The following is a 15,415-nucleotide window of genomic DNA, read 5'->3' on the forward strand; positions in this document are numbered from 1 at the left end:
TCAGCGCGCCGGAAGCCGGTCGTACGTCTTGAACGTGTACCGCGCGGACAGGGTGATCGCGTTCCCGGTCGCTCCCGGCAGGCCGAGCCGGTCGTCGACGAGCCGGCCCAGCGGTCCGCAGCCGACGGCGGCCGGGACGGCGAAGGTGTCGTCGTACGCGTCGAACCTGATGACCGGCGGGTCCTGGGAGAGCCACTCGGAGTCGCCCACGCGCCGCAGACGCAGTTCGACGGGGGTGTCGCCGCCTATGACGCACCCGTGCGGCAGCAGGGGGCTCAGGACGCGGAAGCGCAGGGTGAACAGGCCCAGGTTGTCCCCGGTGGAGTAGAAGTCGGACCGGCCGCCGTACTCAGGACGCAGGGCCAGGGGTACCGAGAGGCCGTGCCCCGTCGTGCCGGTGCCGAGGAGGCCGCCGGGGACGGCGGTCGAGGTGGAGCGCAGCGCGCCCCAGACCTGCCCGTCCGTGCCGTCCGGCAGCGGGCCCTCGGCGTGGGTGAGGGTCATCGGTGCCAGCTCGGGCACGCTCCTGCTGCCGAGGGTCAGCGATCCGGTGGCGGTGAGGACCTCGCACTTCCACCGGGCCGCGTCGACGCCGGCCGGGATGTCGGGGCAGTCCCCGAAGTCGTACGGGACGACGGGCGGCGCGGCGGTCGCGTGGCCGGCCATGGTGGCCGGGGTGACCGCGGCCGTGGCGACGGCGGGGGCGGCGTCCGCGGCGACGGTCACGGTCGTGGGGGTGGTGGCGACGGCGGGGGAGCCGGCCGTGGCGGCGATCGTGGTGGCGAGGGCGGCGGCCAGGACGAGTCCGGCGGCCCCGCGGCGGACGGCCGAGGGGCGCTTCTCAGCGGTGATCTCCATGCCCTTCAGCCTGCCGCCGCGCACCCGAGGCCGACCACCGGGAAGCCCCTCGGCCGACCCTGATCCGCCCCTGACACCGAGTCAGGGTGCGCCCCTGACACCCGTGAACGACGCGGTGCGACGGGCGTGATCGACGGGGCCAGGGCCGTGACACGCCCTAGACGAAGCGCCCCCGGTGGAACAGCAGCGGCGCGACGCCCGCGCCGTCGCCCGCGTCACCGTCCCCGCCCCCGTCCCCCGTGCCGAGCGCGTCCACCCGTCCCACCACGATGAGGTGGTCGCCGCCCGTGTGCACCGCGTGGACCGTGCAGTCGATCCACGCCGCGGCCCCCGCGAGGCGGGGCGAGCCGGAGACGGGTGCCGCGTCGTACCCGACGCCCGCGAACTTGTCCGCCCCGCTCACCGCGAACCCACGGCACAGGTCGCCTTGGTGCGCGCCCAGCACGTTCACGCAGAAGACGCCGGCGCGGGCGATGCGCGGCCAGGTCGTCGACGTACGGCCGACCATGAAGCAGACCAGCGGCGGGTCGAGGGAGAGGGAGGAGAAGGACTGGCAGGCGAAACCGGCCGGTCCCGATCCCGCCACGTCCCCGGGCCCCTCCGGTGCGGTGACGACGGTCACGCCCGTCGCGAAGTTCCCCAGCACCCGGCGGAACTCCCCCTGGTCGACCGGCGCCCGCTCGTCGTCCCCGACCGCGCGCAACTCCGGCCGCGGCAGCGTCTCGACCGGCCCCGCGACGGCGGGAGCCCCGGCCGACCGGAGATAGCGCACGGCCGCTGCCGCCATTCCTGCGTGTCCCATCACACCGCTCATTGAACCTGACGATGCGTCAGAGAGGAAGAGGTGGTCGGCCGCCGCGGTCTCTCACCGCCCCCGGTACTCCGGCTCCCGCCGCTCCACGAAGCTCGCCACCCCTTCCCTCGCGTCCGCCGTCGTCATGTTGATCTCCTGGGCGGCCGCCTCCGCGGCGAAGGCGGCGGTGCGGCCGGTGTCGAGGGAGGCGTTGACCAGTTGCTTGGTGAGGGCCAGGGCGCGGGTCGGGCCGGTGGCCAGGCGTTCGGCCCACTCGCGTGCGGTCTTCTCCAGGTCCTCGGGCGGGACGACGCGGTTGACGAGGCCGAGCCGTTCGGCGTCCCTGGCGGTGAGCGCGTCGCCGAAGAACATCAGCTCCTTCGCGCGCTGCGGCCCGACGAGACGCGGCAGCAGATACGCCCCGCCGCCGTCGGGGACCAGCCCGCGGCGCACGAACACCTCGATGAACCTGGCCGGTTCGGCGGCGAGTACGAGGTCGCAGGCCAGGGCGAGATGGACGCCGAGGCCGGCCGCGGTGCCGTTGACCGCCGCGATCACCGGCTTCTCGCAGTCGAGGACCGCCGCGACGAGCCGCTGGGCGCCGAGCCGCAGGGTGCGGGCGACGTCGCCGGGAATCCGCTCGCCGGCCGCGGGCGCCCCCCTCAGGTCCGCCCCCGCGCAGAAGCCGCGGCCCGTCGCGGTGATGACCACGGCCCGGACGTCCGGGTCCGCGGACGCCGACGCGAGCAGCGCGATCACGCGTTCACGCTGGTCCCAGGTGAGGGCGTTCATCGCCTCGGGGCGGTCGAGGGTGATCCACGAGACGGCGTTGTCAGTGGCGTGACGTATCAATGAATCGAGTGGTTTCCGCGGGGATCGAACGGAATCGGATGGTTCGCGAGGGGAGTCGGGCATGGGGGTGCTCCAGTTCGTGCGACGCGTGGCCGGCGGTGGCTGGTGGGGCGGCTGGTGCCGCGGCGGTTCAGCGGCACACCACCAGGGCGTCCAGCGCCACCGCCCCCTGCCCCCTGGGCAGCACCATCAGCGGATTGACGTCGAGCTCGGCGATGTCGTCACCGAGCTCCAGCGCCATCCGCTGGACCCGCAGGACGACCTCGACGAGCGCGTCCACATCCACCGGCGGCGCCCCGCGCACGCCGTCCAGGAGCGCCCGGCCGCGCAGCTCGCGGAGCATCCCCCGGGCCTGGTCCTCACCGAAGGGCGGCACGCGGACGGCCGTGTCCCGCAGCACCTCGACGAGGACGCCGCCGAGCCCCACGGCCACGGTCGGCCCGAACAGCCGGTCGTGCGTGACCCCCACGACCATCTCGACCCCCCGCTCGACCATCTGGCACACCAGTACCCCGTCCAGCGAGATCCCCTCGTAGCGCGCGATGTCGGTCAGCTCGCGGTAGGCGTCCCTGACCTGGCTCGCGGAGGTCAGCCCGATCTTCACCAGGCCGAGTTCGGTCTTGTGGGCGATCTGCGCGCCGGACGCCTTCATGACGACCGGGTAGCCCACCAGGCCCGCCGCGCGCACGGCCGCCGCGGCGCTGGTCACCAACTGCTCACGCGGCACCCGGATCCCGTACGCGCGCAGCAGCTGTTTCGCCGCGTGCTCGCTCAGCTGCTGACCCGGCCGCATCAGGGCCTGTGCCTTGCGGAAGGAGGGCGAGGGGGTGCGGGGCGCCTCGTCGAAGGGCGAGCGGTACGCGGCGACGAACCGGTGGTGCTCCAGATAGGCGCGTACGGCGGTGATGCAGTTGGCGAACGTACGGAAGGTGGCGACCCGCGCCGACCCGAGCAGCGTCTCGCGGTAGGCGGCCTCGGTGCCGACCGGCGACCCCCACACCACGCACACCAGCTTGTCCGTCCGCTCCGCCGCGTCCACCAGGTCCCGCGCGAGCTTGTCGCTCATCGGCGGGAAGGGGCCGGTGATCGGGCAGATCAGCACCCCGACCGCCGGATCGGCGAGGATCGCGTCGATGATCTTCCGGCCGCGCCAGTCGCCGACCGGGTGTCCGCCGTTGTCGACGGGGTTGGCCACGCTCAGGTACTCGGGTATCCACTGGTGCAGTTCGGCCTGTTTGGCCGCCGAGAGGTCCGGCAGGCGCAGCCCCGCCGCGGTCGCCAGGTCCGAGAAGTGCGCCCCCGTGCCGCCGGAGATCGAGTACACGGCGACCCCGTCGGCCAGTGGGGCGCGGGCGCGGGCCAGCAGGGCGGCGGTGTCCTGGAGTTCGTCGAGTCCGTCGACGCGGATCACGCCGTACTGCCGCATCGCCGCGTCCACCACCGTGTCGGCGCCGGTCAGCTTGCCGGTGTGGGAGGCGGCGGTGCGGGCGCCGGTCTCGGTGCGTCCGACCTTGACGGCGACGACGGGCACCCCGCGCCGGGCGGCGCGGTCGGCGGCGAGCAGGAAGGAGCGGCCGTCCTTGAGCCCCTCGACGTAGCAGGCGATGGCGCCGATCTCGGGCCGCTCGGAGAAGTAGGAGATGAAGTCGGCGGTCTCCAGATCGGCCTCGTTGCCGGTGGGTGCCCAGTGGGAGAGCCGGACGCCCAGTTCCTGCATCGCGAAGACCGGGCGCCCCTGGTGGCCGGACTGGGTGATCAGGGCGACCGCGGGCCCGTCGAGGTCGTCGCGGAACCGCTCGAAGGCGTTGAGGTTGGTGTTGGGGCCCAGCAGTCGCAGCCCGGAGCGGCGCACGGCGGCGGCGAGCCGGGCCTGCGCGGCCGCGCCCTCCGCGCCGGTCTCGGCGAACCCGGAGGCGAAGGCGACCGCGAACTTCACCTTGGCCTCGCTCAGTTCACCGATCACGGCGAGCGGGTCGCCGACCAGGAGCACGGCCAGGTCGACCTGTTCGGGCAGGTCGGCGACGGAGGGGAAGCAGGGCAGGCCGAAGACGGACCGGCGGGTGGGGTGCACCGGGTGCAGCCGGGCCCCGACCCGCTCGGCCCAGGAGATCAGCTGCCGGGTGATACCGGTGTTCGGGCGCCCCTCGGTGTCCGAGGCGCCGACGACGGCCACCGACCCGGGGCGGAAGAAGCGGTCCAGATCGGGTACGCCGGCGTACAGCGGGCGTCCGCTGACGTCGAGGTCGTCGACATCGGCCGGCCGGCCGTGCACGACGGGTGAGGGCTGCTCGCCGCAGGCGATGACCCGGGCCCGGCGGGAGTCGGTGGTGAGGGTGCCGTGGGTTGATCCAAGCATCGGTCCGCCCGCTCCTGTGTGACAGCCAATTAACTGACGCTCTGTCAGATTACTTAACTGACGGCCTGTCAGGAACAGTCGTGCAAGCAAAGCCGCCCGCGCGCGGTGACGGTCGTGCGCCCGTGGGTGCGCGCCCGAGTGTCCGGACGACCGTTCGGGCGGGTGTGTGGCGGATGTGCGGCAGGCGGACGGGGGTGCGGGGACGGGTGTGACGGGCACCTGGTTCGTACCCGCGGTAAGGGGGCTGGAACCCGCGTCATCGGGCTCCGGCCTCACCACCCGCCCACCTGCGCGTACCCACGGCCGGGCTCGCGTGCGGTCCCGCGCGTGCCCGGCCCCGCCCGCGCCCGACCGTGCGGCGTCCGCACCTCGGGCATGCCCGGCCCTGCGCGTGCCCGGCCCCGCTCGTGACCTCTGCTGTTCGCGTGCGGTCCGGCTCGCGTGCGGGGCGGACCCGCGTCGCGGACCCCGCTCAGTCCGCGGTGCGGGTCCGTCCCGCGGCGCGTGCCACGGCCTTCGCTATCTTCCGGGCGTCCAGGGCGAGTTCGCGGAACATGCCGCTGATGGGGTTGGTGAAACCGGTGAAGTACAGGCCCGGCGCGTTCTTCGGGGTGCGTCCGCCGTGCACGACCGGGCGGCCCCGTCCGTCCAGCACGCCGAGATGTCCGACCATGCCCTCCAGCGCCCGCTCGTACCCGGTCGCGGCGATCACCGCGTCGGGGCCGATCAGCGTTCCGTCGGCGAGGGCGACCTTGCCGTCCTCGAAGCCCTCGACCGCGGCCACGACCTCGACCCGCCCCTTGCGCACGGCGTCGATCAGGCCGACGTCCTGGACGGGGATCGAGCCCTCCCTGACACGCGAGTAGAGGCCGGTGTCGGGGCGCGGCAACCCCTGCGCCGACAGGTCCGGCACGCTCACCTTGGCCATCGGCCCGGCGAGCGCGTCGACCACGCGTACCGGCAGCCGCCGTACGAGGATGCCGGTGAACTGGGCGGCCCAGCCGGCCGTGGAGCGCCGCACGATGTGCGGGGCGGTGCGCACGGCGAGCCGCACCCGCCCGGCGCCGCCCTCGACCAGGTCCACCGCGATCTCGGCGCCCGTGTTGCCGACGCCGACGACCAGGACGTCGCGTCCGGCGTAGGGACCGGGGTCGCGGTAGTCGCCGGCGTGCAGGAGCTCGCCGCTGTACGCGTCGCGGCCGGGCCAGTCCGGTATGCGGGGCGTGTGGTTGTGGCCGGTGGCGACGACGACCGCGCTGCCGGTCAGTTCGCGGCCTCCGGTCGCGTGCAGCAGCCACGAGTCACCGGCGCGTTCGACGCGGGAGACCTCGACGCCCGTGACGATCTCCAGCTGGTGGTGCTCGGCGTATTTCTCCAGGTAGCGCACCACGTTGTCGCGCGAGACCCAGCGCCCGAACGCGCGGGGCATCGCGAGTCCCGGGAGGGCGGACAGCCGGCGCGTCGTGTGCAGGTGCAGCCGGTCGTAGTGGCGCCGCCAGGAGGCCCCGACCCGGTCGGACTTCTCCAGCACGACGGCCCGTACGCCCTGGGCGCGCAACGCGTACGCCGCCGCGAGGCCGCCGGGGCCGCCTCCGATCACGTACACGGGTCGGTCCTCGTGGGACGGTACCGGGCGGAGTGTGGAGGAAGCAGTCGAGTCGGCCATGAGCGCGAGCGTAATCACGTCGTCAATTGATAGGTCTCGGTCAAGACCGGAATCGGTTGCGAACTGATCACGGCTGTAGGAGGGGCGGGTGCGATGGGTGGCGTAGGTCACTTGGTTGTGCTCCGGGTGTGGAGGCGCGGTCGGTGTACGCCTCTTGCGTGGACATTCCGCGTACGCTGAACTGACGTACCGTCAGAAATGCGTGACGGCAAGGGAGGTTCGGCCATGGACACGATCTGGCTCGACGGGGCGCAATGGCTGGCGGTGCTGCGGATCGGGCTCGGACTGTGGTGGCTGGAGAGCTGGCGGCACAAGGACAGGAAGGGCTGGTTCGAGCGGGGGACCGGGATCGCGTGGGCGGCGGACGTGGCGGCCAAGCACCGGTGGAGCGCGGTGCGTTCCGGCTTCGAGACGGTCGTGGTGCCGCGCCCGAAGGTGATGGCGTACGTCGTCGTGTACGCCGAACTCGCCCTCGGACTCGGCCTGGTGGCCGGCCTGCTGACTCCGGTCGCCCTGGCCGGGGGACTGCTGCTCAACGTCCTGTACTTCACGCTCATGATCCACGACTGGGCCGAGCAGGGGCAGAACGCGATGATGGCCCTGATCTCGGCCGTCGCCCTGTTCGGGATGTCCTGGCAGACGTGGTCGCTGGACGACGCGATCGGGCTCTTCCGGTGAGCCCCCGGTTCGACGTGGCCGAGGCCGACGCCTTCACCCGGCCGTACTGGGAGGCGGCCGCGACGGGCCGGCTGCTGCTGCGCCACTGCGACGCCTGCGGACGGACGCATCACTACCCCCGCGAGTTCTGTCCGCACTGCTGGAGCGAGGACGGGCGCTGGCGGCCCGCGAGCGGCCGCGCCACGCTCTACACGTGGTCCGTCGTGCACCGCAACGACCTCCCGCCGTTCGGCGACCGGGTGCCGTACGTCGCCGCCGTCGTCGACCTCGCGGAGGGCCCGCGGATGATGACCGAGGTGGTGGAGTGCGCGCAGGACGCGCTGCGGATCGGTATGGAGCTGGAGGTGGCCTTCCGGGAGGGGGTGCCCGTCTTCCGGCCCCGTCCCGCCTCCCCTCCGTCCGCGTCCCCCCACGGGCCCCGGGCGCCCCGGGTGTGAGCTCGGGCCGCCGACGCGTTTCAATGAATGGGTGTCCGGTTTCCACGTGAGGTCCCCCGCCGAGCCCTTTCCCGAGCTGCACGGCCTCGGTCTGCTGCTGCGGCCCTGGGACGCGGATTCCGACGTCGATGTCGCGGCCTGGCTGCGGGGTCTGTCCGACCCGGAGTTCCAGCGCTGGAACACCCCGCTCCGGCCCGTCCGGGACATCGACAGCGCCCGTGAGTCGCTCCGCTCGCGCACCGAGAGCGCCGCCGACGGCACGGGCGTCTCCTTCTGCGTCATGGAGGAGTCGGGCGGTACGCCACTGGGGCACATCGGCATCAACGAGATCGACCAGGTCATGCGTCTCGCCCGCGTCGGCTACTGGGTCCTGCCGGAGGCCCGTGGACGTCAGGTGGCCACCCGCGCCCTCGCCCTGGCCTCCCGCTTCGCCTTCGGCGCGATCCGTCTGCACCGCCTCGAGCTGGGCCACGCCCTCGGCCACGCGGCCTCCTGCCGGGTCGCCGAGCGGTGCGGCTTCCGCTACGAGGGGACGCTCAGGGGCGCGATGTTCGAAGCCGGGCGGCACGACGCGTTCCGGGACGTCCATCTGCACGCGCGGGTCGCGACCGACCCGGTGCCGGTCCTGACGGACCCGGACACGCACGTGGCCCAGCCGTAGCACCCTGTGAGACCCGCTCCCGGGCCTGTCCCGCTTCCCCGGCCGGTCGCCGTGACGGAAAACCGGAGGCGGCGGACGGCCGGCGGGCGGAATCATGGCGGCATGCCTCGTGAGCCTCACACCTGGTCGGTCACCCACGACGTGGACGCCTTCCTCGCGCGCGCGGGGGACTTCCTCCGCTCGCGGCCCGCTCTGCACACGGTTCCGCTGACGGTGACCCACGCGCTGCGTACCCGGGGTCCGAGCACGTTCGGGGCGCAGCCGCCGGTGCTCGGCCTGCTGGAGCGGGGCGGGGACGTACGCGCGGCCTTCTTCCGCACACCACCCCACCGGCTGAACGTCACGCCCCTGTCGGCGGAGGACGCCGACTCCCTCGCCGCGCGTCTGGCGGACCTGGGACACGACCTGCCGGGCGTCACCGCCGACCGGGCCACCGCCGCGGCCTTCGCCGAGGCCTGGCAGCGGCGCCGCCCGGGGGTGAGTGCCCCGCTGCACCGCCACGACCGGCTGTACCGGCTGGACACACCGGCCGTGCCCGGACCTGTCCCGCCCGGCCGGCCGCGGATCGCCGAGGACGCCGACCGGGGGCTGCTCGCCCGGTGGTACGGCGAGTTCGCCGAAGCGGTCGGCGAGCGGACCGCGCGGGTCGCCGACGACTGGGCCGCAGCCCGGATCGCCCATGGCGGCCTCACCCTGTGGGAGGCGCCGGACGGTACCCCGGTCGCGATGGCCGGCGCGACGCCCCGGATCGCCGGGCAGGTGCGCGTCGGCCCGGTCTACACCCCGGCCCCGTTCCGCGGCCGGGGCTACGCGGGGGCCGCCACCGTCGAGGTCGGCCGGGTCGCCCTGGCCTCCGGCGTGGACGACGTCCTGCTCTTCACCGACCTCTCCAACCCCACCAGTAACGGCCTCTACCAGCGGATCGGCTACCGGCCGGTGGCCGACTTCGACGTGTACGACTTCGAGGACGCCTCGCGTCCCGCCGAGATGTCCGCCTGACGGTGACGGGAGTCCCTCCGCCCGGACCGGCGTCCTCGGTCCCTCAGGGCCACAGCAGCTCCGTGTGCCAGTCCGTTCCCGCACGGCGGTAGACGAGCCGTACGTGCCGGCGTCGCGCGTCTCCCTGGAAGAACTCCACCTCCTCCGGCTGGAGGCGGTAGAGGGTCCAGGTCGGCGCCGTCGCGTCAGGCTCGCGCCCGGCGCGCTCCCAGGCGGCGTCCGAGGCGAGCGCCAACTCCCCGACCGAGCCGAGGGCATCGCTCTGCCTGCCGACCAGCGCGGCGGCCAGCGCCCCCGTCGAGCGGGCGTGCAGGTCCGCCTGCCCCTCCTCCGGCGGCGCGACCGTCACCGGGCCGCGCAGCCGGATCTGACGGCCCTGCGCGGGCCAGTAGAAGTCGAGCGCCGCGTAGGGACGGGCCGCGAGCTGCCGTCCCTTGCGGCTGGTGGTGTGGCTCGCGAAGGCCCATCCGTCCGCGTCCGCGCCGTGCAGCATCACGATCCGCACGTCCGGCAGACCGTCCTCGTCCACCGTCGCCAGCGACATCGTGTGCGGCTCCGTCTGGCCCGCCGCCACCGCCCGCGCGAACCACTCCGTGAACAGGGGCAGTGGTGCGGGGGGCGCCCCCGCCGGGTCGAAGGAGGGCAGCTCGACGTCCCACACCCGCAGCGACCTCAGCAGCTCGTGAAGATCCGTTCCCATGCCCCGAGTATCACTCGGGCATCCGGCAGAGCTGCGCCATGAGCACCCCGTGCAGCAGTTCCGCGTCCACGAACTCCCCGGCCTCCGGTGCGCCGGCGCCCCAGCCGAGCGGATAGGTGTTGCCCTCCGGGGCGGGGACCCCGATGTACTCGTCCTGCCCGGACCGGGCGAAGCGGCGGGCCCCCGGCGGCCAGTCGTGCTCCGCGCTCTCCCCGGGGGCCAGCAGGAAGTACGTCCACCGGCAGCCGCTCATCTCCCGTACGACGGGTCCGGGGCGGCCGTCGGTCAGTCCCGCGAGGTGGTGCAGCACGGCTTCCCCGCGCACGCCGCAGACCCGGACGGCGTCGAAGTGGACCCCGGCGAGACGTAGTTGAAGACCTGACTTGGGGACCCAATTCGGGGTGAGTTCGTTCGTCATGACTATGAGCGTGACGGCGGTTGCGTAGCGTGACCAGGAGGACGAGGTCCACATTGCCGGTTGTGGGGAGGACGGTGGTCGCCGTGGGGGCGAGTGGTGGGGTGTCCATGGGGCGCAGGCTGGTGGGGGAGTTGCTGCGGATCCACCGGGGGCGGCTGGGGCTGACGCAGAAGGAGGCGGGTGAGCTGGTGCACGTCTCCGAGTCCCTCTTCGGCGCCTACGAGAGAGCCGAGCGGATTCCGGCGATCGAGTTCCTCAAGGACGCCGACAAGGGGCTGGATGCGCGGGGCGCGCTGGTCGCGTGCGTCGAGATGATGGAGGAGGAGAAGTACCCGCCGAAGTATCTGGACTGGGTGAGGCACCAGCGGCTGGCGCAGATCATCAGCGGCTACGAGGTGATGGTGGTCCCCGGACTCTTCCAGACGGAGGCGTACACGCGAGCCCTGTACGAGTCACGGGTACCCGCCTACACGGAAGAGGAGATCGAGAAGCACGTCGAGGCCCGGTTGGAACGTCAGGCGGTGCTGACGCGGAATCCGCCGCCGCGCCTGAGCTTCCTGGTCGAGGAAGCGGCGCTGGAGCGGCCGTTCGGTGATCCAGGGGTGTTGAAGGGGCAGCTCCTGCATCTGCTGGAATGCATGCGGGCGCTGAACCATCTGACAGTCCAGGTCATGCCGACCGGACGGCATGCGCACGCTGGACTGCAAGGCCCAATGCAGTTGATGAGCACGGAAGACGGCCGCAATCTGGTGTTCGTGGAGTCTCAGGCAGGCAGTACGTTGATCTCCAAGCCGGAGCAAGTCAACGGACTGTTCGACCTGTTCGGCATGCTGCGGGCTCAGGCACTCACACCGTGGGAGTCCGCCGACCTCATCGAAGGGAAAGCGGGGCAACTGTGAATATGACCGAAGTCGCCTGGTTCAAGTCCAGCTACAGTACCAACGAGGGCGGCGAGTGCCTCGAAATAGCCACCACCCCCACCACCATCCACATCCGCGACTCCAAGAACCCGGCGGACACGGCCCCCGCCCTCGCCGTCACCCCCATCACCTGGACGGCCTTCCTCCGTACCGTCCGCTGAGGCGGCCGCCGCGGTCCTATCGCCCGAGTACCACCGTGCCGGACGAGCAGAACCAGCCCCCGGTGCCGGACGCCACGGCCAGCCGGGGCGGTTCGCCGTCCGGGCGTCGTACCTGGTGTCCGTCCGCCTCGCCACGCAGCTGCCGGACCGCCTCGACCAGCAGGAACAGTCCCCGCATCCCGGGATGCTGGGCCGACAGGCCGCCTCCGTCGGTGTTCACCGGCAGCTCCCCGCCCACCAGCAGCCGCCCCTTCCCGGCGTCCACGAACGCCCCTCCCTCGCCCTTCGCGCAGAAGCCCAGGTCCTCCAGCGTCACGAGCGTCATGTAGGTGAAGGCGTCGTAGATCTCGGCCACGTCGATCTCGTCCGGCCGTATCCCCGCCCGCTCGAAGGCGAGACGTCCGCTGACCGCCGCGGGGGACACCGTGAAGTCGGCCCACTCGGACATCGTCGTGTGCGAGACGTGCTCCCCGGTGCCGAGGATCCACACCGGGGCCGTGCGGCAGTCGCGTACGTACTCCTCGGCCACCAGCAGCACCGCCGCGCCACCGTCGGAACGCAGGCAGCAGTGCAGCTTGGTGAAGGGGTCGGCGATCATCGGGCCGGACAGGACGTCGTCGACCGTGATCGGGGCGCGGAACATCGCCTCCGGGTTCAGGGCCGCGTTCGCGCGGGCCTGGACGGCGACCGAGGCGAGCTGTTCGAGCGTCGTCCCGTACTGGTGCATGTGGCGGCGCGCGGCCATCGCGTACTTGGCGATGAGCGTGTGACCGTAGGGGACCTCGAACTGGAGCGGGCCCCGGGCGCCGAAGGAGAGGTCGCCGGTGCGGCGGCCCGCCTTGATGTCCGCGCGGGCCGTCGACCCGTACACGAGGAGGACGGCGCGGGCGTGGCCCGCCGCGATCGCGTCGGCCGCGTGCGCCGCCATGACCTCCCAGGTGGAGCCGCCGACCGCGGTCGAGTCGACCCAGGCGGGCCGCAGCCCGAGGTACTCGGCGACCTCGGCCGGGGGGAGCGTGCCCAGGCCGGCCGAGCCGAAGCCGTCGACCCGCGCCCGGTCCAGGCCCGCGTCCGCGAGCGCCCGGCGGGCGGCCTGCGCGTGCAGGGTGTAGGGGGTCGCGTCGTCCACCCGGCCGCAGTCGGAGAGGGCGACACCCACCACGGCGACCTTGCGCTTCCCCGTAGTCATGAATCTGACGGTACATCAGATAGTGGGAACGGGGGAGGCCGTCCCGGCTCCGTCCCCTCTCTGTGCATCTCCCTCCGCGCGTCCTAATATGACGGCCCGTCAGCTCAGGAGGGGCCTGCCCATGGACGCGCGTTTCACCCCCGAACAGGACGAGATCCGCCGCACCCTCCGGGAACTCCTGCTCAAGCGGTGCGGCCCGGACGAGGTACGGGCGGCCGTGCGGACCGCCGCCGGACACGACACCGGCCTGTGGGACACGTTCGCCCGGCAGCTCGGCCTGCCGGGGCTGGCCCTCCCCGAGCGGTACGGCGGAGTCGGCTGCTCGGTGACCGAACTCGCCCTCGCCTGCGAGGAGTCGGGACGCGCCCTGGCCCCCTCCCCACTGATCTCCACGGCCGTCCTGGCCGCCCCGCTGATCCTGGCCCTGGGCACCGAGGACCAGCGTGCCGAGCTGCTGCCCAAGATCGCCGGCGGTGAGCTGACCGCGGCCCTCGTGGTGCCGGGCGCCGGGCTCCCCACCGCCCTCGGGCTGGTCGGCGACCACGGCGGGGACTGGGCGGGCGGCGGGCGCGCCGGCGGGGTGCAGGCCCGGCGGGCCGACGGCGGCTGGCGGCTCTACGGGCAGGCGGCCCATGTGCTCGACGGACACAGTGCGCGGCTCCTGGTGGTGGCCGCGCACACCGGAGGCTTCGCCAGGTCGCGGACGTCGCTGTTCCTCGTGCGGGACGGCGCCGAGGGGCTCGTGCTGGTGCGGCAGACCTCACTGGACGAGACGAGGGCGCAGGCCCGGGTGGAGCTGAGGGACGTGGCGGCGGAGCCGCTGGGGGACGGCGCCGACGCGCTCGGCGCGCTCGCCGGCCTGGGCCGGAGCGCCGCCGCCGTACTCGCCGCGGAGGCCGTGGGGGCCGCCGACCGGGCGCTGGAGCGGACCGTCGAGTACGTGCGGCAGCGGGAACAGTTCGGGCGGGCGATCGGGACCTTCCAGGCGGTCAAGCACCGCCTCGCCGACGTGTACGTGCGGGTGCAGGCGGCGCGCTCGGCCGCGTACTACGCGGCCTGGGCCGCCGGTGACGGCGGCCGCGAACGGGTCGGGGGGCTCGCGCTCGCCCAGGCCCTGGAGGCGCTGCGCACGGCCGCCGCCGAGGGCATCCAGCTGCACGGAGGCATCGGCTTCACCTGGGAGCACGAGGCCCACCTGTACTTCAAGCGGGCGTCCGGCGACGAACTGCTCTTCGGGCCCGTGCACCGGCTGCGGGAGCGCGCCGCCGAGGACGCGCGTCTCTTCGAGGGCGGAGAGGTGGTGGTCTGATGGCCCGCGGAGCGCTCCCCGGGGTCCGGCTCGTGCAGAAGGTGTCCTCCACCCGGACCTTCGCACGCGTCGCGCCGCATCTCGTCCCCGCCCTGGACCGCGCGGTGCACCGGCTGACCCGCGGCAGGGTGCTGCTCAGCGCGCGGATGCTGCCGGGCGTCGTCCTCACGGCGCGGGGCGCCAGGAGCGGACTGGCCCGGCGGACGCCGCTGGCCTGTGTGCCGGAGGGGGCCGACGCGGCGAGCTGGCTGCTCGTCGGCTCCAACTTCGGACGCGCGGACCATCCGGCGTGGACCGCCAATCTGCTCGCCCATCCGGACGCCGAGGTGAGCTGGAAGGGCGCGGACATCCCGGTGACGGCCCGGCTGCTGGCGGGGGAGGAGCGGGCGGCGGCCTGGCGGGCGGCGCTGGTGTTCTGGCCGCCGTACGCCACCTACCAGGCGCGGATCGAGCGGGAGATCCGGCTGTTCCGGATCACGCGGCGCTGAGGGGCGGGAGCCGTCCGGTCACGGCTGCCGGGGAGGCGCGGACGGGCGGGGCGGGACGCGGGGCCCGCACAGCGCAGCAGGCGGCAGCCCGCCGGAACGTCCGTCCGGTGTGGGCTGCCGCCTGCATGACAGGAGGTGGGGGCAGGGAAAAGGGAGGTGGAGCGTCTCCTACTTGGTCGGCTTCTTCCCGGTCACGCCGAGGTGTACCAACAGTGCGAGATTCGGCTTGAGTTCAGCCTGTTTGACCCCCCACGTCTGGAAGCCCTTCTGGTGCGAGGCCACCGCCGCGAGCATCGCGACGAGGGAGCCGGCCATCGCCGCGGGGTTCACGTCCTTGTCGACCCTGCCCTTGGCCTGCAGCTCGGTGACCGTGTCCGTAAGGGAGTTGTTCACCGAATTCAGGATCTTCATGCGGATCTTGTAGAACCGCTTGTCGCCCTCGGCGGCGCCCAGGTCGACCACGCGGAGAATGGCGTCGTTCTTCCGCCAGAACTCCAGGAACCCGTCCACGAGTTCCTGCGCGGTCTGCCAGCCGGCCTTGCCGGCCCAGGAGCGCCCGTCGAGCAGTTCGGTCAACCCGGCGCCCTCCGCGGCCATTTGCTCCGCGATCTCCAGGACGGCGCCTTCGACGTCCGGAAAGTACTGGTAGAAAGTCGCCGGCGAAGTGCCCGCCTTACGGGCGACATCAATGACTTTGACGTCCCGGTAGGGGGAGGAGCTGAGCATTTCACTGAGGCAGTCGAGCAGCTTCTGCCTGGTCGCCTGCCCACGCCGACCGGCCACGCGGCCGTCGACGGTACGCACTTGTCCTGTCATGCCGTCAGCTTACCGAGGGGTGATCGGAGCGCGATTCGGCCGACTGCAAATGGGGTGCGGTGGGGTGTTGTGGGGCGTGGGTGAGGTGTGAGATGGGCGCCGGGCGGATCCGTG

The 15,415-nt window shown here is 73.0% G+C and carries 17 protein-coding genes; 8 read left to right on the forward strand and 9 right to left on the reverse strand.

The features are described 5' to 3' along the window. The 5 genes from ACFV2J_RS10405 to ACFV2J_RS10425 all read right to left on the reverse strand — a co-directional run bounded on the left by ACFV2J_RS10405 (window position 1) and on the right by ACFV2J_RS10425 (window position 6,525). Window positions 1-858 carry a hypothetical protein gene (locus ACFV2J_RS10405; RefSeq protein WP_385083238.1) on the reverse strand — a complete coding sequence of 286 codons (858 nt, stop codon included), beginning with the start codon at window positions 856-858 and terminating at the stop codon, window positions 1-3. Window positions 859-1,015: 157 nt separating this feature from the next. Continuing rightward, complete coding sequence (locus ACFV2J_RS10410) at window positions 1,016-1,660, reverse strand: flavin reductase family protein (protein ID WP_385083239.1); 645 nt, start codon at window positions 1,658-1,660, stop codon at window positions 1,016-1,018. A 63-nt stretch (window positions 1,661-1,723) separates the two neighbouring features. Continuing rightward, complete coding sequence (locus ACFV2J_RS10415; RefSeq protein WP_385083240.1) at window positions 1,724-2,566, reverse strand: enoyl-CoA hydratase/isomerase family protein; 843 nt, start codon at window positions 2,564-2,566, stop codon at window positions 1,724-1,726. Between the two features lie 67 nt (window positions 2,567-2,633). Next, window positions 2,634-4,859 carry an acetate--CoA ligase family protein gene (locus tag ACFV2J_RS10420; protein WP_385083242.1) on the reverse strand — a complete coding sequence of 742 codons (2,226 nt, stop codon included), beginning with the start codon at window positions 4,857-4,859 and terminating at the stop codon, window positions 2,634-2,636. A 472-nt stretch (window positions 4,860-5,331) separates the two neighbouring features. Continuing rightward, window positions 5,332-6,525 (reverse strand): flavin-containing monooxygenase, encoded by a 1,194-nt coding sequence (locus tag ACFV2J_RS10425; protein ID WP_385083243.1) that lies wholly within the window; start codon window positions 6,523-6,525, stop codon window positions 5,332-5,334. Window positions 6,526-6,750: 225 nt separating this feature from the next. Here ACFV2J_RS10425 and ACFV2J_RS10430 point away from each other — a divergent pair, with 225 nt between their 5' ends. The 4 genes from ACFV2J_RS10430 (at window position 6,751) to ACFV2J_RS10445 (ending at window position 9,300) form a co-directional block, all read left to right on the forward strand. Then, the gene (locus ACFV2J_RS10430; protein ID WP_385083245.1) at window positions 6,751-7,203 is read left to right on the forward strand and encodes a DoxX family protein; all 453 of its coding nucleotides are present in this window, start codon (window positions 6,751-6,753) and stop codon (window positions 7,201-7,203) included. Continuing rightward, window positions 7,200-7,640 (forward strand): Zn-ribbon domain-containing OB-fold protein, encoded by a 441-nt coding sequence (locus ACFV2J_RS10435; protein ID WP_385083246.1) that lies wholly within the window; start codon window positions 7,200-7,202, stop codon window positions 7,638-7,640. Before ACFV2J_RS10430 ends, ACFV2J_RS10435 begins: the two co-directional genes overlap by 4 nt. A gap of 31 nt (window positions 7,641-7,671) precedes the next feature. Continuing rightward, window positions 7,672-8,301, forward strand: coding sequence for a GNAT family N-acetyltransferase (locus tag ACFV2J_RS10440; protein WP_385083248.1), 630 nt, complete (start codon window positions 7,672-7,674; stop codon window positions 8,299-8,301). A gap of 102 nt (window positions 8,302-8,403) precedes the next feature. Then, window positions 8,404-9,300, forward strand: coding sequence for a GNAT family N-acetyltransferase (locus ACFV2J_RS10445; protein ID WP_385438129.1), 897 nt, complete (start codon window positions 8,404-8,406; stop codon window positions 9,298-9,300). A 43-nt stretch (window positions 9,301-9,343) separates the two neighbouring features. On the opposite strand, the gene ACFV2J_RS10450 is transcribed toward ACFV2J_RS10445, so the two are convergent. Both ACFV2J_RS10450 and ACFV2J_RS10455 read right to left on the reverse strand, forming a co-directional pair. After that, on the reverse strand, window positions 9,344-10,000 hold the full coding sequence (locus tag ACFV2J_RS10450; protein WP_385083251.1) for a pyridoxal 5'-phosphate synthase: 657 nt from the start codon (window positions 9,998-10,000) through the stop codon (window positions 9,344-9,346). A gap of 10 nt (window positions 10,001-10,010) precedes the next feature. Then, on the reverse strand, window positions 10,011-10,418 hold the full coding sequence (locus ACFV2J_RS10455) for a hypothetical protein (RefSeq protein WP_385083252.1): 408 nt from the start codon (window positions 10,416-10,418) through the stop codon (window positions 10,011-10,013). A 107-nt stretch (window positions 10,419-10,525) separates the two neighbouring features. Between ACFV2J_RS10455 and ACFV2J_RS10460 the strand changes: the two genes are divergently transcribed. Beyond that, complete coding sequence (locus tag ACFV2J_RS10460; RefSeq protein ID WP_385083254.1) at window positions 10,526-11,317, forward strand: helix-turn-helix transcriptional regulator; 792 nt, start codon at window positions 10,526-10,528, stop codon at window positions 11,315-11,317. A gap of 2 nt (window positions 11,318-11,319) precedes the next feature. Next, window positions 11,320-11,499: a DUF397 domain-containing protein gene (locus ACFV2J_RS10465; RefSeq protein WP_385083256.1), complete on the forward strand. Its 180-nt coding sequence runs from the start codon at window positions 11,320-11,322 to the stop codon at window positions 11,497-11,499. 16 nt (window positions 11,500-11,515) lie between these two features. Here ACFV2J_RS10465 and ACFV2J_RS10470 read toward each other — a convergent pair whose 3' ends face one another. Then, a complete protein-coding gene (locus ACFV2J_RS10470; protein WP_385083257.1) occupies window positions 11,516-12,688 on the reverse strand; it encodes an acetyl-CoA acetyltransferase in 1,173 nt (390 codons plus the stop codon). Window positions 12,689-12,809: 121 nt separating this feature from the next. On the opposite strand from ACFV2J_RS10470, the gene ACFV2J_RS10475 reads away from it, so the two are divergent. Further along, complete coding sequence (locus tag ACFV2J_RS10475) at window positions 12,810-13,997, forward strand: acyl-CoA dehydrogenase family protein (protein WP_385083258.1); 1,188 nt, start codon at window positions 12,810-12,812, stop codon at window positions 13,995-13,997. Beyond that, on the forward strand, window positions 13,997-14,485 hold the full coding sequence (locus ACFV2J_RS10480) for a nitroreductase family deazaflavin-dependent oxidoreductase (RefSeq protein ID WP_385083259.1): 489 nt from the start codon (window positions 13,997-13,999) through the stop codon (window positions 14,483-14,485). The genes ACFV2J_RS10475 and ACFV2J_RS10480 overlap by 1 nt, the downstream gene beginning before the upstream one ends. Before the next feature lie 168 nt (window positions 14,486-14,653). Here the strand turns inward: ACFV2J_RS10480 and ACFV2J_RS10485 are convergent, their stop codons facing one another. Further along, on the reverse strand, window positions 14,654-15,301 hold the full coding sequence (locus tag ACFV2J_RS10485; RefSeq protein ID WP_153290019.1) for a TetR family transcriptional regulator: 648 nt from the start codon (window positions 15,299-15,301) through the stop codon (window positions 14,654-14,656). Between the last annotated feature and the right edge of the window lie 114 nt (window positions 15,302-15,415).

Origin of the sequence: Streptomyces sp. NPDC059668 (assembly GCF_042734135.1) — a bacterium.
Taxonomy (GTDB): Bacteria; Actinomycetota; Actinomycetes; order Streptomycetales; family Streptomycetaceae; genus Streptomyces.